15 protein-coding genes are annotated in these 25,330 nt (G+C 64.3%); 8 read left to right on the plus strand and 7 right to left on the minus strand.

The genetic code is table 11. The annotated features are described in order from the left end of the window. Positions 1–41: 41 nt before the first annotated feature. Positions 42–1,082: an FAD:protein FMN transferase gene (locus BMW28_RS03995; RefSeq protein ID WP_159430708.1), complete on the minus strand. Its 1,041-nt coding sequence runs from the start codon at positions 1,080–1,082 to the stop codon at positions 42–44. Between the two features lie 313 nt (positions 1,083–1,395). Here BMW28_RS03995 and nosZ point away from each other — a divergent pair, with 313 nt between their 5' ends. From nosZ to BMW28_RS04035, 8 genes are all read left to right on the plus strand, one after another. Further along, positions 1,396–3,360, plus strand: a complete 1,965-nt coding sequence (gene nosZ / locus BMW28_RS04000; RefSeq protein WP_091814133.1) for a TAT-dependent nitrous-oxide reductase — start codon at positions 1,396–1,398, stop codon at positions 3,358–3,360. 81 nt (positions 3,361–3,441) lie between these two features. Continuing rightward, on the plus strand, positions 3,442–6,102 hold the full coding sequence (locus BMW28_RS04005; RefSeq protein ID WP_091814134.1) for a NosR/NirI family protein: 2,661 nt from the start codon (positions 3,442–3,444) through the stop codon (positions 6,100–6,102). 2 nt (positions 6,103–6,104) lie between these two features. Continuing rightward, complete coding sequence (locus BMW28_RS04010) at positions 6,105–7,424, plus strand: nitrous oxide reductase family maturation protein NosD (protein ID WP_091814136.1); 1,320 nt, start codon at positions 6,105–6,107, stop codon at positions 7,422–7,424. Next, positions 7,408–8,406 (plus strand): ABC transporter ATP-binding protein, encoded by a 999-nt coding sequence (locus BMW28_RS04015; protein WP_091814138.1) that lies wholly within the window; start codon positions 7,408–7,410, stop codon positions 8,404–8,406. The genes BMW28_RS04010 and BMW28_RS04015 overlap by 17 nt, the downstream gene beginning before the upstream one ends. Further along, positions 8,406–9,221 (plus strand): ABC transporter permease, encoded by an 816-nt coding sequence (locus tag BMW28_RS04020; RefSeq protein ID WP_091815466.1) that lies wholly within the window; start codon positions 8,406–8,408, stop codon positions 9,219–9,221. The genes BMW28_RS04015 and BMW28_RS04020 overlap by 1 nt, the downstream gene beginning before the upstream one ends. Beyond that, positions 9,218–9,814 carry a nitrous oxide reductase accessory protein NosL gene (locus BMW28_RS04025; protein ID WP_091814139.1) on the plus strand — a complete coding sequence of 199 codons (597 nt, stop codon included), beginning with the start codon at positions 9,218–9,220 and terminating at the stop codon, positions 9,812–9,814. Before BMW28_RS04020 ends, BMW28_RS04025 begins: the two co-directional genes overlap by 4 nt. Positions 9,815–9,850: 36 nt before the next feature. Beyond that, positions 9,851–10,513, plus strand: coding sequence for a nitrous oxide reductase accessory protein NosL (locus tag BMW28_RS04030; protein WP_091814140.1), 663 nt, complete (start codon positions 9,851–9,853; stop codon positions 10,511–10,513). Positions 10,514–10,532: 19 nt separating this feature from the next. Beyond that, entirely contained in the window at positions 10,533–11,378 is an 846-nt protein-coding gene (locus BMW28_RS04035; RefSeq protein WP_091814141.1) for a pirin family protein, read from the plus strand. A 105-nt stretch (positions 11,379–11,483) separates the two neighbouring features. Here BMW28_RS04035 and BMW28_RS04040 read toward each other — a convergent pair whose 3' ends face one another. The 6 genes from BMW28_RS04040 to BMW28_RS04070 all read right to left on the minus strand — a co-directional run bounded on the left by BMW28_RS04040 (position 11,484) and on the right by BMW28_RS04070 (position 25,190). Then, positions 11,484–12,560, minus strand: a complete 1,077-nt coding sequence (locus tag BMW28_RS04040; RefSeq protein ID WP_091815467.1) for an extracellular solute-binding protein — start codon at positions 12,558–12,560, stop codon at positions 11,484–11,486. Between the two features lie 506 nt (positions 12,561–13,066). After that, entirely contained in the window at positions 13,067–14,281 is a 1,215-nt protein-coding gene (dinB, locus tag BMW28_RS04045) for a DNA polymerase IV (RefSeq protein ID WP_091814143.1), read from the minus strand. Positions 14,282–14,348: 67 nt separating this feature from the next. After that, positions 14,349–14,798: an SPOR domain-containing protein gene (locus BMW28_RS04050; RefSeq protein WP_091814145.1), complete on the minus strand. Its 450-nt coding sequence runs from the start codon at positions 14,796–14,798 to the stop codon at positions 14,349–14,351. A gap of 394 nt (positions 14,799–15,192) precedes the next feature. Continuing rightward, complete coding sequence (locus tag BMW28_RS04055; RefSeq protein ID WP_091814147.1) at positions 15,193–16,350, minus strand: alpha-hydroxy acid oxidase; 1,158 nt, start codon at positions 16,348–16,350, stop codon at positions 15,193–15,195. A 463-nt stretch (positions 16,351–16,813) separates the two neighbouring features. Next, positions 16,814–19,006 carry a penicillin-binding protein 1C gene (pbpC, locus tag BMW28_RS04065; protein ID WP_091815470.1) on the minus strand — a complete coding sequence of 731 codons (2,193 nt, stop codon included), beginning with the start codon at positions 19,004–19,006 and terminating at the stop codon, positions 16,814–16,816. 136 nt (positions 19,007–19,142) lie between these two features. Then, positions 19,143–25,190, minus strand: coding sequence for an alpha-2-macroglobulin family protein (locus BMW28_RS04070; protein ID WP_091814151.1), 6,048 nt, complete (start codon positions 25,188–25,190; stop codon positions 19,143–19,145). Positions 25,191–25,330 lie beyond the last annotated feature (140 nt).

Genomic DNA, 25,330 nt, shown 5'->3' on the forward strand with positions numbered 1-25,330 from the left:
AAGCTTCCGCCTGAGCCCCGTCTGTCTGGCTTGCGCCCGAATCAGGCGCGGCGAATCGCCTTCTGCCCCGGTGGCGGCAGCAGCTTGCTCGCCAGTGCGCCGCCGATTTCCACCTGGCGGTCGGCATGCATCACGATGAACTCCGGTGCTCCCCAGGCCTGCAGGCTGCGCGAAGCCCCAGCCGGGCCGGCCACCATGGCAGCGGTTCCCAGACCATTCACCTGATCCACCGTTTCAGCCACCAGTGTCACGCCGTGGATGCCGGCGGTGGGGCGGCCGGTCTTCGGATCGATGATGTGGTGGTAGCGTGCGCCACCGATGGTGATGTAGCGCTCGTAGTCGCCTGACGAAGCCACGATGCCTTCCTTCAGCGGTACCACGGCCAGCAAGCGGTCCGGCTGTACGCCATCGCGCACGCCGATGCGCCAGGGCTGGCCATCGGCACGGCGGGAAGCGAGCACATCACCGCCCCCATTGATCATGCAGCCCTGCAGGCCGGCCTGCGTCAGCGTATCCAGACCTGCCTGCAGAATCGGCAGCTTGGCCACGCCACCCAGATCGATGCGTGCCAGCGGATCCGTCAGGCGCGCGCGACCGGCGCGCTTGTCGATCTGCAGGGCGCTGCTTCGAGCATGCGGCAGCAGGCGCTGGATCTGGGCGTTGTCCATTGGGCCCACATCACGATCGGCCTGCGCCGTGAGGCGGCCGAGCAGGGGTTCGAACGCACCCCTGGTCTTGCGCGACAGGGCCTGGCCCTGCTGCAGTACGTCCAGCATCTCGCGCGGAACAGCCATCGCCTGGGCACCGGCAGCCTGATTCATGCGGCTGAGCGGGCTGGCAGAATCGAAGCGGCTCATCATGGCCTCAAGACGCTGCATGGCATCGAACGCGGCATCCACTTTCTGCGCCACGCCCGCCTGCGCGCCATCGGCCACAGTGATGTCCACCACCGTTCCCATCAGTGTGCGCCGGGCCCGGTAGGGCACCGAAACACTGGCGGAAACCGGCAGAACCACCAGCGGCGCAACGGCACCTAGCGCGGCCAGAACGGCGCGCCGGGAGAAGCTTGGACTACCCATCATGCTTGTTCTCCATTCATCATGATTCCGGCCCGGACGCTGCTTTTGCGGGGTCGGGTTGCGGCGGGTTAACCCTGTAACGGGATCGTGTGTACCAACGCCAACATATGAACCGCATTCTAATGACGTCGTTTCGATCGGGGGAGTGGTTTGTCGCCAGATCGCGCAAGGGGTGGCCAAAGGCTTGACTGACATCAATCGATTGCGGTTTGTATCTGGTTGCAAGTGCGTGATCGTGCGTATTATGTAAATAGGTAAAGTGCTGGCCGGGCTGGGGAGTTCGGTTCCGACACTGAACTTTGTCAAGGAGCGTGTCATGACTGAGGAAACGAGCAAGGTATTGGGTGCCGCAAGCGGTTTGGGCCGTCGGCGGTTTTTGCACTCTGCGGCGGCCGTTGGCGTCAGCGCAGTAGGTGCCATGGGCCTGGCTGGCTGCAACGAGAACAAGGGACCTGCCGGCGGCGGTGCATCTGGTGCCGGCGCAGCTGCCAGCGGTGGTGGCAGCGGTGAACACAAGGTCGGCGGTGCCGGTTCGGTCGAGGTCAAGCCCGGCCAGCTGGATACCCACTACGGCCTGTGGAGCAGTGGCCACACGGGGGATGCCCGCGTGATCGGCATTCCTTCCGGCCGCGAGTTGCTGCGCATTCCGTGCTTTGTGCCTGATGCGCTGATCGGCTGGGGCCTGACCAATGAATCCAAGGCTGTCATGGGCACCAAGGCCGATGGCTCGCTCGAATACACGGTTGCGGACACGCACCACATCCATGCCTCCTACAAGGATGGCATCTACGACGGCAAGTACGCCTGGATCAACGACAAGATCAATGCCCGTCTGGCGCGTTTCCGCCTGGACTACATGGTCTGCGACAAGATCACCAAGATCCCGAACATCCAGGGCTTCCACGGCATCTTCCCGGACAAGCGCGATCCGGTCGATCCCGCCATCAACTACACCACCCGCGTGTTCTGCGGCCAGGAATTCCACGTGCCCATGCCCAACAAGGGCAAGGATCTGGAAGATCCCACCAAGTACCACTGCCTGTTCACCTGTGTGGACGCAGAGACCATGGATGTGCGCTGGCAAGCCCGCATCGACGGCAACTGCGACCTGGTGGCCACCTCGTTTGACGGCAAGCTGGCCGCAAGCAACCAGTACAACACCGAGAACGGCGTGCACTTTGCCGAGATGATGTCGGCCGAACGCGATGCCTGCCTGTTCTTCAACATCGCCCGCATCGAGCAGGCCATCAAGGACGGCAAGGCCACCACGATCGGTGACTCCAAGGTGCCGGTGGTGGATTGCACGGTCGAAGCCAACAAGGATCCGAAGACGGCACTGAGCGTGCGCGTCTCCGTGCCGAAGAACCCGCACGGCGTGAACGCCACGCCCGACGGCAAGTACTTCATCTGCTCCGGCAAGCTGTCTCCGACCGCTACCGTGATCGAACTGCAGAAAGTGCTCGACTGGTTCGACGGCAAGCTGGACGACATCGAGAAGGCCATCGTGGCCGAGCCCGAAATCGGTCTGGGCCCGCTGCACACGACCTTCGACGGCCGCGGCAACGCCTACACCACGCTGTTCCTGGACAGCCAGGTGGTGAAGTGGAACATCGATACCGCCATCAAGAAGCACGCTGGTGACAAGGCGCTGAACCCGGTGGTGGATCGTCTGGACGTGATGTACCAGCCCGGTCACATCAATGCCACCCAGGCCGAGACCATCGAAGCCGATGGCGTGTGGATGGCCGTGGGCAACAAGTTCTCCAAGGACCGTTTCCTGCCCGTGGGTCCGATGCACCCGGAAAACGACCAGCTGGTCGACATCACCGGTGACAAGATGATCCTGGCGCACGACAACGCCGTACGCCCCGAGCCGCACGACTTCGTGATCTTCAAGCGCGACTGGATCCACACCAAGCAGGTCTATGCGCTAGATGATTCCCCGATCGCCGTGAAGGAGCCCAAGGCAACCGGCGTGACCCGTGAAGGCAAGAAAGTCACCGTGCGCATGGCCTCCATCGCACCGACCTACTACCCGATCGAGTTCAACGTGAAGGTCGGCGACGAAGTGACGCTGATCCTGACCAACCTCGACAAGGTGGAAGACCTGACTCACGGTTTCGCCCTGCCCGAGTACAACGTGCAGTTCCTGGTCAACCCGCTGGAAACCAAATCGGTCACCTTCAAGATCGACAAGCCTGGCGTGTTCTGGTTCTATTGCACCAACTTCTGCCACGCACTGCACCTGGAGATGCGCGGCCGGATGATTGTCGAGGCCTGATAAGCCCCGCATGATGGAAGGCAGATCGGGGCCGGGTTCCGAAAGGCCCGGCCCCGATCTTTTTGCAAGCGTGGAGTAATCATGAACTGGTTGAGCATTGCGCGCAGGCTGGCCGTAGCGGTCGGGCTGGCTGTGGCGGTATCGTCACCTGCATTGGCGTCGACAAACAGCGGCACAGGCGCAGGCGGATCGCAGGCGTACGAAGCCGAGCTGCCGGCGGATCTGGCAACAGCGAAGGACATGTGTGCCTTGCTGCCCTGCAAGGATGTGTTCCCCGGAGCGGCGTCGTTTTCCGAGCGCAAGGGACAGCCACCGTACGTCGAGGCCTACGGCGCGGACGGCAAGACCAAACTCGGTTATGTGATGCTCTCCACCGACATCACCGACACGCCGGCGTATTCCGGCAAGCCGGTGGTGACGCTGATCGGCATGGACAACGAGGGCAAATTCGTGGGCGTGAAAGTGCTCAAGCACTCCGAGCCCATCCTGCTGCTCGGCATTCCCGAATCGGCGCTGATCAACTTCAACAACCAGTACATCGGCAAGTCGGTCAAGGACAAGATCGAGGTCGGCTCCTCGCATGCCGACAGCGAAGTGATTGGCGTGGATGCCATCTCGGGCGCCACCGTGACGGTGATTGCCCAGAACCAGGTGCTGATGACCTCGGGCGCGGCGATTGCCAAGCAGGTCGGCATCATGGAGCAGACCATCCGCCCGCAACCCCAGTACGTGCCGCTGGCCGAAGGCGCCCAGCTGCCTGACTGGAACACCCTGGTCAAGCAGGAAGCGGTGCGCCGCATCGTGGTGCAGCCGCAGCAGGTGGGGCTGGACAAGACTGGTGAGCCCTTCATCGAGCTGTGGTTCGGTTCGCTCAATTCGCCCATCGTGGGCCAAGCCGTGCTCGGCAAGAGCAACTGGCAGAACCTGATGAGCCAGCTCAAGCCGGAAGAGACGGCGATCTTCGTGATCCGCACGGCCGGCAAGGAATCCTTCAAGGGCTCCGGCTTTGTGCGTGGCGGCATCTATGACCGCGTGCAGGTGCGCCAGGACGGCGACACCTTCACCTTCCGCGATACCGATGCGCTCAACCTGTACAGTGTGGCGGCCAAGGGCGCGCCCACGTTCACGGAAGCCGCCATCTTCATGGTGCGCTCCAAGGCGTTCTCCGATGCCTATCCTTGGCAGCTCACCTTCCTGGGCAACAAGGTGGACCGCGAAACCGGTACCCGTACCTTTGCCAACTTCGATACGGCCTACTGGATGCCGGCGCAGTACCTGGAAGGCGGTCATCCCAAGATCATCAAGCCCGATCCGAGCTGGCTCAAGGTCTGGAAATCGCGCGCCCTCGAAATCAGCCTGTTTGCGCTGCTGCTGGTGGCCGTAACCGTGGTGTATGCCCTGCGTGATCCGCTCACGCGCCGCTCCACGCACAAGAACAAGTGGCCGGTGAATGCCTTCAAGTATTCGTTCTGGATGATTTTCATCGTCTGGGTCGGCTTCATCATGATGGCGCAGCCATCCATCACCCAGGTGCTGACCTGGCTGCACTCCCTGCTGTTCAAGTGGGAGTGGACGCTGTTCCTGAGCGACCCGTTCATCTTCCTGTTCTGGGTCTTCATCTTCATCACCATCTTCGTGTTCGGTCGCGGCCTGTTCTGCGGCTGGACCTGCCCGTTCGGCTCCATCCAGGAGATCATCCACAAGGTGGCCGGCGCCGTGGGTCTGAAACGCTTCCAGTTCCAGCTGCCGCAGGTCTGGCATGACCGCCTGAAGTGGGTGAAATACGCTGTCTTCTTCGGTCTGGTCGTGGTGTCGCTGTTCTCCATGGGCCTGGCCGAGAAACTCTCCGAAGTGGAGCCGTTCAAGACCACCTTCCTGGTGGGCCTGACCAACCGCAGCTGGCCGTACGTGACCTTTGTGGCGGTGATCTTCGGCATCTCCATCTTCATCGAGCGCCCGTACTGCAAGTACGTGTGCCCGCTGGGCGCCTCGCTGGCCATGCCGAGCACCTTCCGCTGGTTCGGCCTCAAGCGCAAGGCCGACTGCAACAGCTGCAAGGCCTGTGCCAAGGGCTGCGGCGCGCAGGCGATCGATGCCGATGGCCGCATCGACCACCGCGAGTGCCTGCACTGCCTGGACTGCATGATTCTGTACACCGACACGTCGGGGTGCCCGCCGCTGGCGAAAGAACGCAAGATGCGCGAACGCGAAGGCCAGCCGCTCACCGCCATCGGCAAGAACGGCTACTTCATCCCGATCGTGCCGATCAAGGATGACCGCCAGCTGCAGCATGCCGCCGCGCTGCTTGCCAAGAAGCCCGATCCGCGCCTGCCCACCGATGTGGCCGTGCCGCCCGTGGCCGAAGCCCGTGGCATCAAGCGCCTGTGGGTCGAGATCGTCGACCACCTGTGGCCCTTCAACCGCGACAGCTGGAAAGGCAGCCGCATCCTGACTGCCGTTGGCATCGCTCTGGCGCTGGCAGCTTCCCTGGTGTGGGTATTGGCTGCGCAGGGCAGTGCCTCGCCTATCATGGTGATCGGCTGGTGGTTTGGATGGAGTGTCTTTGAAGTGCTGATCCGTCTGCAAGGCAAGCGTTACGTGAAGGATGGTCCGTGGTGGGGCACCGTGTACCGGCGCGCCAATGTCATGGACATGCTGGCCTATGTCGGCTTCAAGAACCTGTTGATTGGTGCGGCGCTGTTCTGGGCGCTCCAGGCCGCAGGCCTGATGACGATGGGCTGACCATGGCACGGAGCAGTACCCACCGTGCCCCCCGCTACCGCCCGCTGACCCTGCCGGGCGCCATCCTGGCTGGACTGCTGGCATTGCCGGCAGCCCAGGCAGCGATCATCCCGGTCAAGCCGGGCGAGAGCATCCAGGCTGCCATCGACAAGGCGCAGCCGGGCGATGTGGTCGAAGTGCAGCGCGGCCGTTACGAAGAGAACCTGCGCATCGAAAAGACCATCACGCTGCGTGGCGTCAACCGCCCGCGCGTGAGCGGTGGCGACAAGGACGACACTATCCGCGTCACTGCGCCTGATGTGGTCATCGAAGGCATGATCGTCTCCGATTCCGGTGGCAGCTTGCTCAAGCAGAACGCCGGGATCTACATCCAGCCAGGGGCCCACCGCGCCAAGGTGCAGAACTGCTGGCTCAACTACAACCTGTTCGGCCTGTGGATCGAGAAGGCCGATGACGTGCTGGTGCTGAACAACAACATCACCGGCAAGCGCGACTACGACAGTGCGCAGCGCGGCAATGGCGTTCAGCTCTACAACACCAAGGGTGCGAAGATCATCGGCAACCAGGTGAGCTTCGTGCGCGATGCGCTCTATATCGACGTATCGCACCATGCGGAGTTCAAGCAGAACAACATGCACCACAGCCGTTACGGCACGCACTACATGAACTCCTACTACAACGTGTGGGAGGACAACGATACCTGGGCCAACCGCAGCGGCCTGGCGCTGATGGAAGTGCGCGACCAGGTGGTGCGCAACAACCGCGCCTGGGACAACCTGGACCACGGCATCATGCTGCGCACGCTGCAGGACGCGGTCGTCGAGAACAACGTGGTGATGCGCAACGGGCGTGGCTTCTTCGTCTATGACGTGGAATACACCAAGCTCACCGGCAACGTGGTGGCCGACAACAAGATCGGCGTGCATCTGTCCGGCTCGGCCCGCAACGAGGTGGACGGCAACGACTTCATCGGCAACCAGGAACAGATCAAGTACATCGGCACCCGCGATACGGAGTGGGGCGGCAAGCTGGGCAACTACTGGAGCAACTACCGCGGCTGGGATCGTGACAGCGACGGCCGCGGCGATGTCTCCTACGAAGCCAACGACGTGGTCGACCGCCTGAGCTGGCGCTATCCCATGGTGCGCCTGCTGCTGGCCAGCCCTGCGGTGCAAGTGCTGCGCATGGTGGGGCAACAGTTCCCCGTGCTGCGCGTGCCCAGTGTGGTAGAAAAGAATCCCCGTATGGAGCCGGCTACTCCCGATTGGGAAAAATGGCGCTATATGCTGACAAGGAAAATCACCCATGCCCCCAAGAGCTAATGCGGCGCTGCCCGACGGTGCAGAACCCGTCATTACCCTGCGCAACGTGACGCGGCGCTTTGCCGCCTTCACGGCCGTGGATGACGTGTCCATGGACATCGTGCGCGGCGAAGTGTTCGGCCTGATCGGGCACAACGGCGCCGGCAAGAGTACGCTGTTCAAGATGATGCTCGGCCTGCTGGCCGTGAGCAGCGGCGATATCCGTATCTCTGGCGCGCCGGTCGCCGGCAGCGGCGCACGGGCCGTACGCCGCCATATCGGTTACCTGCCCGAGAACGTCGCCCTGTGGGACAACCTGACCGGACTGGAAACCCTGCATTTCTTTGCCCGCCTCAAGCGCATCGACAAGGCCGAATGCCAGCCGCTGCTGGAACGCGTGGGCCTGGGTCACGCCGGCAAGCGCCCGGTGCGTGCCTATTCCAAGGGCATGCGCCAGCGCCTCGGATTTGCGCAGGCCCTGCTGGGCAAGCCGCAGGTGCTGTTCCTGGATGAACCCACCACCGGTCTGGATCCCCATGCCATCCACTTCTTCTGGGATACGCTGGCCGAACTGCGCGACCAGGGCCTGACCATCGTGCTGACCTCGCACATCCTGGCCGAACTGCAGAACCGCGTGGATCGCGTGGCCGTACTGACCAACGGTAAGGTGCAGGCGCTCGGCAGTGTCGAAGCGCTGCGCGACATGCACGATCTGCCCATCATTGTCCAGTTGCAGCTGTCTCCGCAGATGGCGCCCGCCCAGCGCGATGCGCTGCTCGCCAGCCTGCCTCCGCAACTGGCTGCGCTGCCGGTGGAACGTCAGGTCAATGGCCTGCAGTTCAGCGTTCCGCGTGCCAGCAAACTGCCGCTGCTGCAGCAGGTCATGGCCTGGAACGGTGCGGTGCAGGACATCCAGGTGAGTGAGCCTTCGCTTGAAGACATGTTCTTTGGCAAGTCGCAGGCGCCTGTCCGCCAGACTGCCGCAACCGGCAGGGAGGCATGATGGAACTGCGACAGATTGCCACCATTGCGTCCAAGGAATTCCGAGACCGCCTGCGCAACCGCTGGGTGCTCGCTGTTGCCCTCGTGTTTGCCGTGTTCTCCATCGTCATTGCCTACGCCGGTGGTGCGCAGCAGGGCACGGTGGGCATCCGCTCCATCGAGTTCACCATCACCAGTCTGGTGAGCCTGGTGATCTATCTGGTGCCGCTGATCGCGCTGCTGCTCGGTTTCGACGCCATCGTGGGCGAACGCGAACGCGGCTCGCTCGATCTGCTGCTGGCGCTGCCCATCACACGCGGTGAATTGCTGATCGGCAAGTACCTGGGCCTGGCGCTGGCGCTTTCGCTGGCCATGCTGGTGGGGCTGGCGCTGGTGGGCGGGGTGCTCACCCTGCAATTCGGCACGCGGGCGCTGTTCCACTATGGTGGCTTTGTTGGCAGTTCGCTCCTGATGGGGCTGGCCTTCCTCAGCATGGCCGTGCTGATGTCGGTGATCGCGCGTGACCGCACGCGCGCCTCCGGCGGCGCCGTCATCCTGTGGTTCCTGTTCGTGCTGGTGTTCGATCTGGTGCTGCTGGGCGTGCTGGTTGCCACCAGCGGACATTACGGCGGAGATGCATTTCCTTATCTGCTGTTAATGAATCCCACGGATATTTTCCGCATCATGAACGTATTCAGTACCGAAGACATCCGTAGCGCCTACGGCCTGATGAGTGTGGTGCCCCCGGTGTTGTCGAACATCTGGGTATTGACCGGCGCCATGCTGGTGTGGATTGCCGTGCCGCTGGCACTGGCCAACTGGAGATTCAAGCCATGAGCAAGAAAAACTACCTGTGCCGCTGCTGCAGCGAACCCCGTGTCGACCATGACGAGCGCTGCTCCGAGCGTCGCCTGTTCCTGGGCTTGATGGCGCTGGCCAGCATTGCACCGCTGGCCGCCTGCGGCTCGAAAGAGGGTGAAGGCAAGAGCGGCGCCATCCAGCCGGCCGAGATCACGCAGGGCACTTCCTGCGAGCTGGACGGCATGCTGCTGGTGGACTATCCCGGCCCCAAAGGCCAGATCCACTTTGCCGACTCCAAGGAACCTGCCTTCTTCTGCGACACCATGGAGTTGCTCAACACGCTCATCATCCCCGAGGTGGTGCGCAAGGTGGATGCGGCTTTTGTGCAGGACATGGGCCAGACCGACTGGGACAACCCCAAGGGCGCCTGGATCGACGCGCGCACCGCCATCTTCGTGCATGGCAGCAAGCGCAAGGGCTCCATGGGTCCGACCTTTGCCAGCTTCTCCAAGGAAGAGGACGCGAAGAAGTTCGTGCAGGAGTATGGCGGCACCATCGTGCGCATGGCCGACATCAAGCCTGAGATGGTCGATTTGCGCGGCGGTGCCAATACCGACGACCGCATGTAAGCGCCGGCTTGCACGCACCAGCTTGTGGAGAGCGCCATGTCAGCCTCACTTCCTCCTGATTCCTCCGGCTACCAGCGCCTGACGCGCCGCCGCTGGCTGTGGTGGGGCGGAGCCGCGCTGGTTGCGGGCGCAGGCGCTGCCGGTCTGTCGCGCAATTACTGGATGCCCCTGCTGGCGGGGGAGCAGGAGGAGGACTTGCTGCACGTCTGCGTGGTGGCGCCGCCGTACCCCTATGATGCGGCCAGCGGGCTGCCGATGGAGGCACCGCGTGCCATTCCCAAGGATGCGCGCTGCCCGGTGTGCGGCATGTATCCGGAGCGTTCGCCCGCCTGGGCGGCGCAGGTCATCTACCGCGATGGCGGTGTGCATTATTTCGATTCACCCATCGATCTGATGCAGTTCCTGAACAATGTACCGGGCTTCAGCCCCGGCTACACGCGTGCGGATATTCTCTCGGCCTGGGTCACGTATGGCCGTACCGGCCAGTGGCTGCCACACGACAAGGCCTGGTACGTGCACGGCTCGGATGCGCTCGGCCCCATGCGCATGGGCGATCTGCCGGCATTTCCCACACGAGAGGCTGCGCAGGAATTTGCCGGCCGTCGCGGTGGCAAGGTGCTGTCCTTCGAGGGCGTCACGCCGTCCATTCTGAAGAGCCTGTCGAGCGACCGCTCGCACGCCATGCACGAACACATGTAGTCAACAACACGGGAAGTTCATGAAAAAGAAAGTCATCGGGGTCAGCATGGCCCCTGCAGCGCGCCAGTACGGCAATGCCTATGCGGGTCATGTGTTCTTTGGCAGCCAGGGGCTGGGACGACAGATCAATCCCGTCGTGCAGCTGGACCATGTGTCTCCGGCACAGCCTTCGACGGCTGGTGGTGCCACTGAAGCTCAGGCGCTGCGCGGCTGCGAGATCGTGACCCTGCTAACGCGCGGCAGCGTGCAGGCGCGCGACTCTGCCGGCCATCAGGTGACGCTGCAGAAGGGCGATGTCCAATGGCTGACCGCCGGCAGCGGCCTGATACGCCAGGAAATAGTGCAGGGCGGCGAGCCGGTGGAACTGACCCATGTGCTGGTCAACCTGCCCGCCCAGTACAAGATGACACCGCCGCACAACCAGCATCTGGAAAGCGCAGCCATTCCCGAGGTGACCCTGCCCGAAGGCGCCGGCACCTTGCGCGTGATTGCCGGCGAATATGAGGGCAAGCTCGGCCCGGCCGAAACCGTTGGCCCGCTGCAGCTGTGGAGCATCGACCTGCGCAAGGGCCACAGCGCCAACCTGAACCTGCCTATGAGCTGGTATGCCGTGGCACTGGTGCTGGATGGCCGGCTCGAGGCCAACTACTGGCCGCATCCGATTACCGAGCGCCAGCTGGTCGTGATTGATCGCGTGGGCGATGAAGTGCTGCTGACGGCGTGGGAAGACACGCGCCTGATTCTGGTCAGTGCCGAGCCGCTGGAAGAAGCCGTGACCGGAGAGGATGGCCTGGTGCTGAACTCGCCCGAGGAGCTGGCGCAGACGCGGCTGGATCTGGAAGCAGGGCAGTTCGGCACACTCTGAGCTCGTGCTCAGGTTTGCATAGATGAAAAAAGACGCCGCAAGCGGCGTCAAAGGAACACATCGTCAGGCCCGGGTTGTTGCGCCCGGGCTTTGTCGGCAGCTCGATTACTTGTAGCCGACGCGGTCCAGCATCTGCTGCACCTTCACCTGATTCTTGCCCACCACGGAAACCGGAATGGTCTCGGATTTGAAGGCCTTGCCACCGGTCATGGCCTTCAGCGCGGCGTTGTCGATCTGCACGCCATTCGCTACCGGCCATTCGTTGTTGCCATCGGCAAAGTAGCGCTGGGCTTGCGGGCTGGCCAGATACTCCAGGAATTTCTGGGCCAGATCCTTGTTTTTGGAGTGCTTGGCAACGGCACCGCCGGCGATGTTCATATGCGTGCCCCAGCTGGACTGGTTGGGGAACACCACGCCCACTTTTTCGACCACGGCGCGGTCCGCCGGATTGCTGGAGCGCATCATGCGCGCTAGGTAGTAGGAGTTGGTCAGGGCCACGCCGCATTCACCGCTGGCCACGGCCTTGATCTGGTCGGTGTCACCGCCCTTGGGCGCGCGTGCCATATTGCCCACCATGCCCTGCAGCACGGCCTGCGTCTTGTCCGCACCGATGTGTTCGACCATGGTGCTGAACAGGCTCAGGTTGTAGGGGTGCGAACCGCTGCGGGTGCAGACCTTGCCCTTGTTGGCGGCGGAAGCCAGCTTTTCGTAGCTGTCCACATCGGCGGGCTTGACCTTGGCCTTGTTGTAGACGATAACGCGGGCACGGGTGGAGAAGCCGTACCAGGTGGTGCCGTTGGCGGTGCTGGCGTCACGGTACTGGGCGGGGATGGCCTTTTCCAGTACGGGCGACTTGATCGGGGCGAACAGGCCGTCGGCATCGGCCTTGGCCAGGCGGGAAGCATCCACCAGCAGCACCACGTCCGCAGGGGAGGCGCTGCCTTCGGCCTTCAGGCGCTGCAGCACGCCGGCATCATCGGTGTCCACGCGATTGATCTTGACGTTGTTGGCCTTGGCGAAAGCGTCGTACAGGGCCTGATCGGTCTGGTAGTGGCGGGCGGAGTAAATGTTGAGGACCTTCTGTTGGGCCAGCACGGACGGTGCAGCCAGAGTAGCTGCGAGGGCTGCAGCACCAATAGAGCCAAGGGTGAAGGTTTTGCGGTTCAGAAAACGCTGGGACATGATGCGGAAAAACTCCTGGTTGGTCGTCACGGCTCCGAGCCGCGTGGGTGCCAGTATACATAAAAGAATGCGAATCAATATCATTACTGATCGAAGTAGGGAAATTCCTGTTGTCGTGGTGCGACTGTGGAACACTGCAGCCGCGAGGTGTGAGTTGGTGATGTTCGTTTGCGTCGGCTTCGGTGCCGTTTTGGCTCGGGCCGGAAACGGACCGGCTCATGCTCGCTACGCTCACGAAATCGCCGATCCGTTTCCGGCCCGAGCCAAAGCTGCGGTGGTGGTGCGCGCACTCTCGCTTCGGCAGAGGAGCACCCCTCTCTCTGTCATTCGAGGCGGGCGGCACATTGCTTCGGCTCTCAGCGTCTCCGGGTTTGGCGATTTCGTGAGCGAAGCGAGCATGAACCAAGCCCGGAGACGCTGAGAACCGAAGTGCCCCCCGACCCCGAACCAGCCCACCCCAAGGTGCGGAGCGGAACTAGAACGAGGTGCTGCAGGCCGTGGCAAGCTCAGAAAAGCGGCAAAGTCGCGTCGTCGTGTGACAGCACCTGTGTCTCGTTATGGTGCAGTGCCTCGTCATTGGGCAGCAGATTACCCACACGCACCCCCAGCAGGCGGAAGGGCCGAGTCAGGTCCACCCGCTTGAGACACTGTCCGGCCGCATGACGAATCTCGCGCGGATCCGCCGTGTAGTGGTTGATGCTGTGATCCCGCGTGGCAATACGGAAATCCGGATAGCGCAGCTTGATGCCGATGGTGCGCCCCATATAGCCCTTGCGCTTCAGGTCGGCCGCCACCTGCTGGCACAGCCAGGTGAAAATCTGCCCCAACTCGGCCTTGTCATGCACGGCATGCAGGTCGCGCTCGAAGGTGGTTTCTCGGCTCATGCTCACGGGTTCGCTGTGCGTTTCCACCGGGCGGTCGTCCCGGCCCCAGGCCGCTTCGTGCAGCCAGCTGCCATAGGATTTGCCGAACTGTTCCATCAGCCAGAAGCGATCCCGCGCGGCCAGTTCGCCGATCGTGCGGATTTCAAGCCGCTCCAGCTTCGCGCCAGATTTTGGCCCGATGCCGTTGATCTTGCGGCAGGACAGCGGCCAGATCAGGGTCTCCAGATCTTCCGGTTGCACGATGCTGATGCCATTAGGCTTGTTGAATTCGCTTGCCATCTTGGCCAGCAGCTTGTTGGGTGCCACGCCCACCGAACAGGTGAGTTGCGTGGCGTCGAAGATCGCCTGCTGGATGCGCTGGGCCAATACCCGGCCACCATCTTCCTGGCCGCCGGGGACTTCGGTGAAGTCGATGTACACCTCATCCACCCCGCGGTTTTCCATCACCGGCGCGATGCTGGTGATGACGGACTTGAACAGGCGCGAATAGTGGCGATAACGGTCGAAGTTCACCGGCAGCAGAATCGCCTGCGGACACAGCCGCGCCGCCTTCATCATGCCCATGGCCGAGCCCACGCCAAAGGTGCGCGCCGGGTAAGTGGCGGTGGTGATCACACCGCGGCCGGTGTAGTCGCTGAGCCGGTCGAACGCCTCGACCGGAATCTCGGCGTAGCGCTCGCCGTACTGCTTACGCAACGCCAGATCGTTGCGGCTCGGGCTGCCGCCAATCACCACCGGCAGCCCCTTGAGCTGCGGATAGCGCAGCAGCTCGACGGACGCGAAAAAGGCATCCATATCGAGGTGGGCGATGCGGCGGGGCAGGGGCGGCGTACTCATGCGTGAAAAGAAGACAGCCACGGCCGCTGGACGCGGGCACGTGGCTGTGCAAGGGGAGGGGCCGGAATCAGGGAGCGGCGTTGACCACCTCGCTGCCCGTGCCGGTGCGGATGGTGCCGGCGGCGGCGGCGCGCTCCTGGTCATTGGCGAAGGGGCCGATCAGCACGCGGAAGTTGACGCCACGCGGTGCCACGAACACCTTGCCGGCCAGACTCGGTACCTTGGTGCGGATGTTGTCGGCTGCACGGTCGGCGTTGGCTTGGGCGGAGAAGGTGCCCGCCTGCAGATGCAGGCCATTCAGCGGCGCGCCGGCCAGGGGCTGGCCGTATACATCAGAACTGGCGACAGCGCTGGCGCTTGCGCCCGGGGTGGCTGCAGCGTCGGGACGGATGCTGGCATCGACCACCGGCACGTTGTTGTCGGTGCTCGGAGGCAGGTTGATGTTGGTGCAGGCCGCCAGCGACAGGGCGGAAATGGCCAGGGTCAGGCTGGCAGCGCGCGTGAAAGTCAGGGTCATGTGCTTGGATCCACGAAAAGGACTACATGAAACGTCTGACTGACCAACGCACCTCGGAGCGTGGACAGTCAGGCAACACCCTATTGTGCCCGATTCGCCGCCCCGCCCGCAGAGCGTGAGCTGGGGCAAATCGTGTGCGCTTGTGACATGTGGGCAGGTCTACGCGATGCAAGGAGTTGCGGCAGGGGCAGCGGCGAAATGGCTTGGACGTCGCACTGCAGAAACAGGGGGGTTCTGCAAGGCTGCCTGCCTGACTGACTGCCTGACTGCTTGAGGTTTCAGGCATCAGGCATCAGGCTTCAGGCTTCAGGCTTCAGGCTTCAGGCTTCAGGCTTCAGGCTTCAGGCTTCAGGCTTCAGGCTTCAGGCTTCGTCGTTGCGCCGCGACGCAGGTATCAGGCGACCGGATACGTTCCCGGCAGCAGGATGCCGCGGTCCACCTTGTTGATGTCGGTATGCCCGCAGAAGGCCATACTCACGTCCAGCTCGTTGTGGATGATCTTGAGCGCCTTGGTCACACCGGCTTCGCCCATGGCGCCCAGCCCGTACAGAAAGGCGCGGCCGATCCAGGCGCTGCGGGCGCCCAGGGCCCAGGCCTTGAGCACGTCCTGCCCGCTGCGGATGCCGCCGTCCATGTGCACCTCGATGTCATTGCCCACCGCATCGACAATCGCCGGCAGCGCGGTGATGGAGCTGGGCGCGCCGTCGAGCTGGCGGCCGCCGTGGTTGCTGACCACGATGGCATCTGCACCACTTTCAACAGCAAGGCGCGCATCTTCCTTGTCCATGATCCCTTTCAGGATGATTTTTCCGCCCCACAGCTTCTTGATCTCCTCGATATCGGCCCAGCTCAGCGCCGGATCGAACTGTTCGGCCGTCCAGGAGGCCAGCGAAGACATGTCGCTCACGCTTTTGGCGTGGCCAACGATGTTGCGGAAGGTGCGGCGCGATGTGCCCAGCATGCCCAGACACCAGCGTGGCTTGGTGGCCAGGTTGATCAGGTTGGCGATGGTGGGCTTGGGCGGGGTGGACAGGCCGTTTTTCAGGTCCTTGTGGCGCTGGCCCAGCACCTGCAGGTCGAGCGTCACCACCAGCGCCGAGCAGTTGGCGGCCTTGGCGCGGTCGATCAGGTTGCGCATGAAGTCCTTGTCCTTCATCACGTAGAGCTGGAACCAGAACGGATGGCCGCCTGTGGCTTCGCTCACGTCCTCGATGGAGCAGATGCTCATGGTGGACAGGGTGAAGGGAATGCCGAACTGCTTGGCGGCGCGTGCGGCCAGCATCTCGCCGTCAGCGTGCTGCATGCCGGTCAGTCCCGTGGGGGCGATGGCCACCGGCATGGCAACGCGCTCGCCCAGCATGGTGGTGGCGGTGCTCCGGTTGTCCATGTTCACGGCCACGCGCTGGCGGAACTTGATGCCCTGGAAATCCGCCTCGTTGGCGCGGTAGGTGGATTCGGTCCAGGAGCCGGCGTCGGCGTAGTCGTAGAACATGCGCGGCACGCGCTTCTCGGCCAGCACGCGCAGGTCTTCAATGCAGGTAATGACGGACATGGATGATCTCCTCTTTGCAGGCTCCGGCACAGCGGGCATGCTTATTGTTTAGCAGAAATGGTCGCACATCAGTCAGTGCGGCACAAGGCCTGTCATGGTAGTGCGGATGCAGCTGAAAAGGGGGAACTTTTGGATGAAATCCGCAGGGAACGCTTGAGGAAATTTTGAGGGGCTGCGGCGTAGTTGCGAGGCTTTCGTTTAGTTGCGACGGGGGCAAAGGGGCGCATGGTGACCACGGCCACGGCTAAAGCTACAGCTACAGCTACGACTACAACTGCAACTGCAACTGGAACTGGACCTGGAACTGGACCTGGAACTGGAACTGGAACTGGAACTGGAACTGGAACTGGAACTGGAACTGGAACTGGAACTGCCGCTGGGGCTAGGGCCAGGGCTACCGCCGAGTCTGGATTCGCGCTTTGAGGATGCTTGGCTCAGGTGCTGTGGGAGCTCGAGAAGGCCGTCATGGACGCCCGCTTCCCCTGGCAGCACCAGTGCGTACACCGGCACCACGCACCTCGATTTGCACCCGGTCCAGCACCTTGCCATCCCCCTGGCGGAGCTCCACACTGTGGCGGCCGGGCCAGGGCAGCCAGCCGACGGCACTCCCCTGGCCGACGCGCTTGCCGCCGATCCACCATTGCGCGCTGGGCAGTCGGGTGCGCAGCATCAGGCGCTGGCGATCCGGCGGAATATCGGGGTCGATCGCCAGGATGGTCCCGTCGGTCGGGCTGTCGATGCCGGCCATGGTTGCACCGGCGCTGCGTTCGGACGAAGGTGCGACGGCAAATACGGCCTGTTCGGTGCCGGTGATGAACCACTCGGTGCGTGGAGGTTCCTGCAGCGAAGCGCCGGCGCTGGCCGGAATGTCGAAGCGCACGCTGCGGCTCACCACGCCCGGAGGTGGTGTTGGTGAGCGGCTGGGCGTGCCGGCATGCAGATGCTGCATCAAGGCTGCCCAGATCGGCGTGGCGCCGCTGGTGCCGCTGACATCCCACATGGCATCGCCGCGGGCATTACCGACCCAGACGCCGATCGTATAGCGTTCGCTCCAGCCCACGACCCAGTTGTCGCGCATGTCCTTGCTGGTGCCGGTCTTGACGGCAGTCCAGAAACGGGTGTGCAGCAGGCTATTGGGGCCGAAGGTGACCAGGCGGGCGTTGTTGTCGGAGAGTATCTGGCCAATGATGAAGGCAGCGCGGCCGTCGATGGCCTGGCGGGTGCCAGAGGCGGTGCGGGCGCCGCCCACCCGGTTGGTGCCGGGGGCTTCTTTCGCAGTCAGCCGCGTTTGCACCTCGCTCCAGCGCCCGCGATTTGCGAGCGCACGGTAGGCGTTGGTGAGCTGCAGCAGGTTCATCTCGGGGCTGCCCAGCGCGAGGCTGTAGCCGTAGTAGTCCCCGGTGCGTGGCAGCGCGATGCCGAACTGGCGCAGCTGGCGCGCAAACGGGTTGACACCCACCATGCCGATGGTGCGTACGGCCGGCACGTTGAGCGAGTTGCCCAGCGAGGAGCGCACCGAGGCCCAGCCCTTGAAATGCCGGTCGTAGTTCTGCGGGATGTAAAGTCCGCTCTGCGTCGGTATGGCGGCAGGCGAATCGTGCAGCAGCGAGGCAGCGGTGAGGCGACGCTCGGCAATGGCCTGCGCATACAGCAGCGGCTTGAGGGTGGAGCCCGGCTGGCGTGGCGCCAGCACGGCGTCCACCTCGGGGCTGTGGCTGGTACGTACCGAGGCACCGACCCAGGCCAGCACCTCGCCGCTGGCGTTGTCCAGTACCAGCACGGCGCCGTCCTGCACGTTGCGGCCTGCCAGCTCATGCATCTGGCGCTGCAGTTGCTGCACGGCCAGGCGCTGCAAGGGGGCGGAGAGGGTGCTGCGCAGCTGCGTACCGGCAGGTTGGCCGGCCAGAAGGCGACGCGCCAGATGCGGCGCCATCCCGTCGCTGGGTGACCAGGCCTTGCGCTGCATCACGCCCGCTGCGTACAGGCCCAGGCTGTCGCACAGCACGGCGCTGCGCGGGGTTTTCTGCATGATGGCCAGCACGCCGCAGGCGCGCCGTCCGACTGCTTCAGGTCCGGCATTGGGCGCGCGCACCAGTGCCGCCGTGATGGCCGCTTCGCGCGCATCCAGACCGTGCGCGGCCTTGCCGAACAGCGTGCGGCTCAGTGCATCAATGCCCACGATTTCGCCACGGAAGGGCACCAGATTGAGGTAGGCCTCGAGGATTTCATCCTTGCGCCAGCGCCCGTCCAGCATGCGGGCCGACGCTGCCTGGCCAAACTTCTGCAACAGTGTGCGACCACCCTGACCGCGCTTCAGATCATCGTCGATGAGGCCGACCAGCTGCATGGTGATGGTGGAGGCCCCACGCGTGCGCGTGTTCCACAGATTGCCCCAGGCCGCGGCACCGGCGGCCTGCCAGTCCACGCCGCTGTGCTCGTAGAAACGCTTGTCCTCGCTCAGCAGCAGGGCGGTGCGCAGGGCGGGGGACACATCGGGCAGTGCCACCCACTGCCCGCGCCGCACCTGCGGGTTGGTGCGCAGGCGGTGGATGACTTCGCCGTTGCGGTCCAGCAGCAGCGATTCGGAAGACACGAAATCCTGCCGCACTTGGGCAAAGCTGGGCAGGGCGTAGACGTCAGGAGCGTGGATCCCCATGCCGCCGGCCAGCAGCAGTCCCAACCCGACGCGCTGGAGGCGTGTGCCCTGCCACGTTTGCCGCGCCAGGGAGGCAAGGCCCGCTTGAGGCAGCCGCACTCGCGCGGGGATCCCAGCGTTCAGACTGTCGGACAACTCAGCGCGCCTCCACTTTCACCGCGGCGTTGGGCGTTACGCCAAACACCTCGGGTGCATACAGGGCCTCGACACGCGTGGCCGGTTGCGCAAACTGGCCGACGTTGTTCAGGCGGACCGTGTATTCGATGCTGGTCGCCCCCTGCGGCAGGTATTCGTAGTAGGCGCGGTAGGCCTCGAAGCTGCGCTCGACAAAGGCCAGCCAGCCTCGGCCACGCTCACGTTCACCTTCGGTGGCGATGGCCGAGTCACGGCCGAGGCCGCTGCCCAGCACGGTGGCGCCGGCCGGAATCGGGTCGCTCACCACCACCCAAGTCATGTCGGTAGCGGCGTTGATATCCAGGCGGATGCGCCAGATGTCGCCACGGCTGGTCTTGCCGGGCACAGCCTGCTGGATGGGCGTGACTGTCTTCTTCACACTGTAGCCGGCCGACAGCGGTGCTTTGACCGGCACTGCCGCCAGGGCCTGTACCGTGGCCCAGGGCTTGCCGCTGCCTTGCTGCTGCAGGGTCAGCGTCTGCGCTGCAGCGCCGGGAGCACCCTGCCAGGGCAGGAAGGCCGTGTTGTTGGTGTACATGCGCTCCGTGGCCGGCGCGCCGAACCAGTGGCTGCCGCGGGCCTGGGCACTGGCCGGCAGGCGTGCAACCTTGCTCCAGTCGATGGGTTGCTCGCTGCCACCCATGCGCAGCAGCGTCTTGCCGCTTACCGGGCCAGCTTCCGCCTTGGCGGCAAAGCGTTCCAGCGCCAGGCCGCCCCACAGGTTGGCATTGGTGGTTTGCCAGGCGCCGTTCTTCTGGCGGGCGATGAAGCCGTTGACCAGAAGAGGCAACTCGTCCTTCCACGCAGGGTCATTCACCACCGCCAGGATCAGGCGGGCGCTGTTCACGTCACCGTTCTGCATCAGCCACCACCAGTAATCGTCCTGATCGTTGCTGAACTGCAGGCGGGTGCCCTGGTAGCTCAGGCGTGCACGCAGGATCTGGTTGGCTTCGGCCAGCAGCGTATCGCGGTCCGGAATGGCGGGCATGCGCTGCAGGATGCTCAGCCAGTCGATCACGGCATGCGTGGGCCACTGGTTGGGTGCCAGCGTGATGCTGGTTAGCATGCGCGGCTGCGCCTTGCCGTAGCGTGCCAGCGCCTCAATGGCAGCGATCTTGCGCACGTCGCGGTCGGCACGCGGGCTCCAGAAGTCGCGCTCGATGCGGCCTTCGACGAATTTCGTCAGCCCGGTCAGCATGGTGTCGCGCGCAGCGGCAGAGAGCTGCCAGCGCGGATTCAGGCTGCCAGCCTCATGCGAGCTGGCGAGCAGGTGGGCGGTCAGCGTATCGCTGCCGCGTGCGCGGCCGCCCTCCTGCGGGGGGAAGTAGCTGGCCAGGCCGTCCGCGTCCAGATAGGTGGGCAGCTCGTTCAGGATGCCTTGCCACATGGTGTTGTCACGCAGGCCGATCGCCTTGCTGGCCTTCTGCTCCAGACAGACATAGGGGTAGTTGGCAAACCAGTCGCGCACGCCCGGCAGGCTTTCTGCCAGCGAGGGCTGCAGTGCGATCTTCACGCCGCCCTGGGCGGCCTTGCCATCCGGCAGGGCTAGGCTTTGCGGCGGCGGCGCCAGACTGATGCTCTTGTCATCCACCTGCACCAGCATGGCCTGCTGCACCGTCAGTGGCACAGCGGGGATGATGCGCTGGCTCATCTTCAGCGCATCGGCGGCCTTGCTGCCGGCGGTGTCACGAGCGCTCACTTCCCACATGATCTCCTGCGAGCGGGTGGTGGCCAGTTGCGGCGGCGCCGTCACATCCCAGGCGATCTCGTGCGCGCCGCCGGCGGGAATGGACACCGTCTGCGGCTTCAGGTCGAGCAGGGTGGCCTTGGGCGTCACTTCGACCTGCATGTCCTTCTTGGTCGTGTTGCGCAGCGTGATCTGGGCGCGGTACTGGTCGCCTTCGCGCACCAGCGGCGGCAGGCCGCTGATGATCTGCAGGTCCTGCGTGGTACGGATGCTGGCTTCGCCAGTGCCGAACAGGTCCTGGCCGCTGTCAGCCACCGCCACCACCTTGAAGCGGGTGAGGGCGTCATTCAGCGGCACGGTGATGCGTGCCTGGCCGTTGGCATCGAGTTGCACGCGCGGGCTCCAGAGCAGCAGGGTGTCCAGCAGCTCGCGTGTGGCAGCACCGTTGCCGCCGTCACCGCCGGCCGGCACGGCCTTGCGGCCATAGTGGCGGCGTCCGATGATCTCCATCTGCGCCGTGGCCGTTTCCACGCCCCAGGCACGTTGCTGGAACATGGCATGCAGCAGGTCCCATGTGGTGTTGGGCTTGAGCTCCAGCAGAGCCTGGTCGACGGCAGCAACCGCCACTTCGGCATGGGCGGCTGGCTTGCCATCTGGCAGTTTGGCACTGATCAGCACCTGTGCCTGCTGGCGCACCTGGTAGGCTTCCTTGTCGGGCTCCACACTCACCTGCAGTGCGTGGCCTTCTACACCCACATTCAGCGCGGCCATGCCCAGGCGGAAGGCGGGTTTGCTCAGGTCGACCAGCGGCGTGGGCGCCACGTATTCCTTGCCGTCATGCCAGAACGCACGCCACCATTCACGCGGGGCCTTGTAGCCCCAGGTGAAGAAGCTGTACCACGGCACATCGCGCAGGCGGCCGCGCAGGGCCAGCACGCTCACGTATACGTTCGGTCCCCACTCGGGTTGGATCTTCAGCTTGATGGTCGGATCCTTGCCGTTCAGATCCAGCACTTCGCTGTGCAGAATGCCTTCGCGCTCCACGCTGAGCAGGGCAGTGGCGTAGCGGAAGGGCATGCGCACCTGCAGCTGGGCCGTCTCGCCGGGCTGGTAATCGCGCTTCTCGGGCAGCACGTCCATGCGGTCGTGGTCTTCGCCGCCAAACCAGATTTCACCCTGGCGCGTGACGGTGACGCTGGTGCTTGCTTCGGTGCTGCGGCCTTCGCTGTCGGTAGCGCTGGCGATCAGTTCCACTTCGCCCGGTTCCTTCACCTGCGCGTTGCAGACCAGCAGGCCGCGGTTGTCGCTCTTGCCGCTGCACAGCGTGCCGAGTTCCTTGCTGCTGTCCTGGTTGTCATAGGTGTAGAAGCCACCGACCAGACGCTTGCGGCTGGTCACGGTGCTGTGCGCCACGCCGCGCACGGCCAGCTTCACGCCTTTGAGCGGCTTGCCATGCACATCGAGTGCGATGGCCTGGAATTTCAGTTCCTTGTCGACAGAGACCCAGTTTTCGGTCTTGATGCCCGCCACCACGGCTGCCGGCCAGATACGCTGGCGGCTTTGCAGGGTCTGGATTTCGCCGTTGGGGTCGCTGTAGCTGGCTTCCAGCGTCAGGTCCTGCGGCTGGCCTTTTTTGGGAATGTTGGGGATGCTGACCTGCCCGGCACCGTCCTTGCCCAGGGTGAGTGCCAGACGGTCGGCCAGCAGCTGCGCCTTGCTGGCCGGGGCGTCCTCGTCCTCGCTGTCGTCCTCGGTCTGGCGCGTCCAGCGTTCGCTTCGGTTGAAGCTGAAGCCGCCGTAGTCATCGAACCAGGCATAGGCTGGCTTGATGCTGGCGGAAACCTGTACCGGCAAGCCGCTGGCGGCGCCGCCGTTCAAATAGGACAATTGCACCTGCACCGGCAGTTCGGTGCTGCCGACCAGCGTTTCCTTCTGCACGGGGGCAATGCTGCCGTGCATGGTGGGCAGGCGGAACTCCTCCACGCGGAACTCGCTGCTGTACAGCTCATAGGGCTCGCCCTTGCGGTCCTTGCCGATCTGCGCCACGCGGTAGTAGCCGAGCTTGGCCGCCTTGGGAATTTCCCAGGTGCTTTCTGCCGTCTGGCCGCCGGTAGCGGTGGTGCGCCACACCAGGGGCAATTCGATGCTCTCATCGCTGCCCACGTGGGTGATGCGCAACTGCGTCGGCATCTGCCCTGCTGCGGCCAGCCCGCGCAGCGTCTCGGTGCGCAGGTAGTGTTTCATGGATACGGTTTCGCCGGCGCGCAGCAGGGTGCGGTCCAGCACGCTGTGTGCGCGCAGGTCGGGCTTGGGATCGCTGCTGGTCGGCACGTCGAAGCGCCAGCTTTCGATGCCGCGGTTCCAGTCGCTCCAGACGAAGGCCATATCGGTGCTGCCCTTGTCGTCAGCCGCGCGGGCGCTGACGAACAGGGCGCTGTCCTGCTCCCACTCGCCGCACCTGGGCGCCTCGATGGCCTGCGGATGGCGCCAGAGGCCCTTGTCGTCGGTCTTGCCGGAAGCCAGCAGCTTGCCGTTGCAGCCGCTGACCGCCACGCTGGCATTGGGCACGGGCTTGCCATTGTCCAGGCGTGTCACCCAAGCCAGCGAGCCGGCACGGCCGTGCTTGAAGTGCACGCCCAGATTGGTCACCAGTGCACTGGTACGCACATACATGGTGCGCTGCTTGAAGCGCGGATCGAGCAGGTTCTGGCCGAGCACGGGCGAAGCGATTTCCAGCACATGGAAGCCCGGTTGCAGCGGAATGCCGACCACTTCGAACGGGCGGGGATCGCCGCCTTCGGGCTTGGGAAGCTCGGTGGCCTTGGCACCACCAGCAGAAGCCAGCAGCGAGACCATGCGGGACTGCACCATGTCCTGGGGAATGCCAGTGTCGGGCTCGTCGTCGCGGGGCTTGGGCAGGGCGGGTGGCAAGGACTGGATACCGTCCTTGCGCGCCTGGGTGCGCTGCACCAGTTCACTGTCATAGTCGCGCACCAGCTGGTACCAGCGGATGATTTCGGCATCGCTCTCGGGTGTGAGGGTGCGCACGGTGCCACCGGGCTGCAGGGTCTTCACGGCGGGCGAAGCTTCCACCTTGCGCAGGGTGATGGGCAGCAGTGCCGGGCCGTCCGGGCCTTCGGCAAAGCGCTCGACGACGCCAAACGGCGCGGCAGCAAACTTGGCCAGCGGCGGCATCGGGCCGGTGCGCACGGTCAGCGGGAAGCTGTCGGCGTTCTGCAGCGGGCGGCCGGCATCGTCCTTGAGGCCTGCAGGCAAGACCAGTTGCGCGGTGCTTCGTTCGGGCAGGGCGGCCTTGAAAAGGATCTCTTCCACGCTGCTGGCACGCGCCTCATCGGGGCTGAAATCCGGTTCCAGTGTAGTGTTGCCGCTGCGCAGCACAACCTGCTTCGCCCAGTTCATGGGCACGGGTGCGTTGAAATTCAGCTGTACCGGCCGGATCGGCAGGCAGGCCGCTTGCGCGTTGGGGCGCTCGCAACTAAAGGTGGCCTCGAACGGCGGGCGTACCTTGAACTTCCAGCTCTGCGGCTGGGAGCTGGTCAGTCCGCCTGGGCTGCGGTAGTTGCCCAGCGTCAGCGTGACAGTAGCGTTCTGTGGCAGGGTGCGATTGCATTGCAGCACCACGTAGTGATCCGGCTGCTTCTCGGCCTGCCGGGCAAACCAGCGCGATTTCAGTATGGCGGCGCGGTCATCGCCGCTGATCAGGCGGGCAGGCACGGCTTCGCCAATGCCCTCCACCTGGCAGGAGCTCGCTGCCTGCACGCTGGCGGCATCCACGGCGCCATTGAAGCGCAGCGCGAACGCCTGGCTCTCGTCGATATCGCCGCCGCCGGGACTGATGTTCTGCACGAACGGGGCACCCGTCTGGAACTGGGCAGTGCGGGCTTCCAGTGTTTCACCCGTCGGGGAGCGGAAGTTCGGGCTGCTCCTGGCGGTGCAGCGCACGTCGGCGGGCAGGTAGTCGTCAAAATCGGCGGCCCAGGAAGAGGGGTTGCGCCAGGCACCGTTGTAGCGCGGGATCTCGATTTGCTTGTTGGCGCTGGAGCAGCTGATGCTGAACGGGGCGGGCGCATCCGGGTTGCCGGCAGTGACGGCAGGCTTGTCGAAGGTGACTACGAACTGGCGCACCTTGCTCACTTCGCCTTGTGGCGTGATGCTCAGTGGCTTGAGGGCCAGTGCCGAGCCGCCGGCGGCCAGCGCCAGGGCCGGCAGGGCCAGGCGCCAGAGGATGCGCCGGGCGGTGTTGGGGGTGTTTTCAGGAGCCGAAAGAGGCCGGGTGGATCGGATTCCGAGGTGGGAAGTCATGTGCCAGGTCTGCCGGTGGATCACGGGGCGATGCAGGAGCGGGTGCCTTGTGGGTCCTCTTGTCCTGCCCGAAAGTGCCTATCATGCCATGCGTAAGAAAGTATGCGTGTGTCTGCCGCATGAAAATTTACACGTGGGAG

This window comes from Allobrachymonas denitrificans DSM 15123 (genome assembly GCF_900110225.1).
Taxonomy (GTDB): Bacteria; Pseudomonadota; Gammaproteobacteria; order Burkholderiales; family Burkholderiaceae_C; genus Brachymonas; species Brachymonas denitrificans.

Coding starts and splice junctions, on each gene's coding strand:
- BMW28_RS04010 (WP_091814136.1), top strand. CDS start 6,105: ATGGCACGGAGCAGTACCCACCGTGCCCCCCGCTACCGCCCGCTGACC.
- dinB (WP_091814143.1), bottom strand. CDS start 14,281: ATGAGTACGCCGCCCCTGCCCCGCCGCATCGCCCACCTCGATATGGAT.
- BMW28_RS04055 (WP_091814147.1), bottom strand. CDS start 16,350: ATGTCCGTCATTACCTGCATTGAAGACCTGCGCGTGCTGGCCGAGAAG.
- BMW28_RS04030 (WP_091814140.1), top strand. CDS start 9,851: ATGTCAGCCTCACTTCCTCCTGATTCCTCCGGCTACCAGCGCCTGACG.
- BMW28_RS04040 (WP_091815467.1), bottom strand. CDS start 12,560: ATGTCCCAGCGTTTTCTGAACCGCAAAACCTTCACCCTTGGCTCTATT.
- BMW28_RS04005 (WP_091814134.1), top strand. CDS start 3,442: ATGAACTGGTTGAGCATTGCGCGCAGGCTGGCCGTAGCGGTCGGGCTG.
- BMW28_RS04035 (WP_091814141.1), top strand. CDS start 10,533: ATGAAAAAGAAAGTCATCGGGGTCAGCATGGCCCCTGCAGCGCGCCAG.
- BMW28_RS03995 (WP_159430708.1), bottom strand. CDS start 1,082: ATGATGGGTAGTCCAAGCTTCTCCCGGCGCGCCGTTCTGGCCGCGCTA.
- BMW28_RS04020 (WP_091815466.1), top strand. CDS start 8,406: ATGGAACTGCGACAGATTGCCACCATTGCGTCCAAGGAATTCCGAGAC.
- BMW28_RS04070 (WP_091814151.1), bottom strand. CDS start 25,190: ATGACTTCCCACCTCGGAATCCGATCCACCCGGCCTCTTTCGGCTCCT.
- pbpC (WP_091815470.1), bottom strand. CDS start 19,006: ATGGGGATCCACGCTCCTGACGTCTACGCCCTGCCCAGCTTTGCCCAA.
- nosZ (WP_091814133.1), top strand. CDS start 1,396: ATGACTGAGGAAACGAGCAAGGTATTGGGTGCCGCAAGCGGTTTGGGC.
- BMW28_RS04015 (WP_091814138.1), top strand. CDS start 7,408: ATGCCCCCAAGAGCTAATGCGGCGCTGCCCGACGGTGCAGAACCCGTC.
- BMW28_RS04025 (WP_091814139.1), top strand. CDS start 9,218: ATGAGCAAGAAAAACTACCTGTGCCGCTGCTGCAGCGAACCCCGTGTC.
- BMW28_RS04050 (WP_091814145.1), bottom strand. CDS start 14,798: ATGACCCTGACTTTCACGCGCGCTGCCAGCCTGACCCTGGCCATTTCC.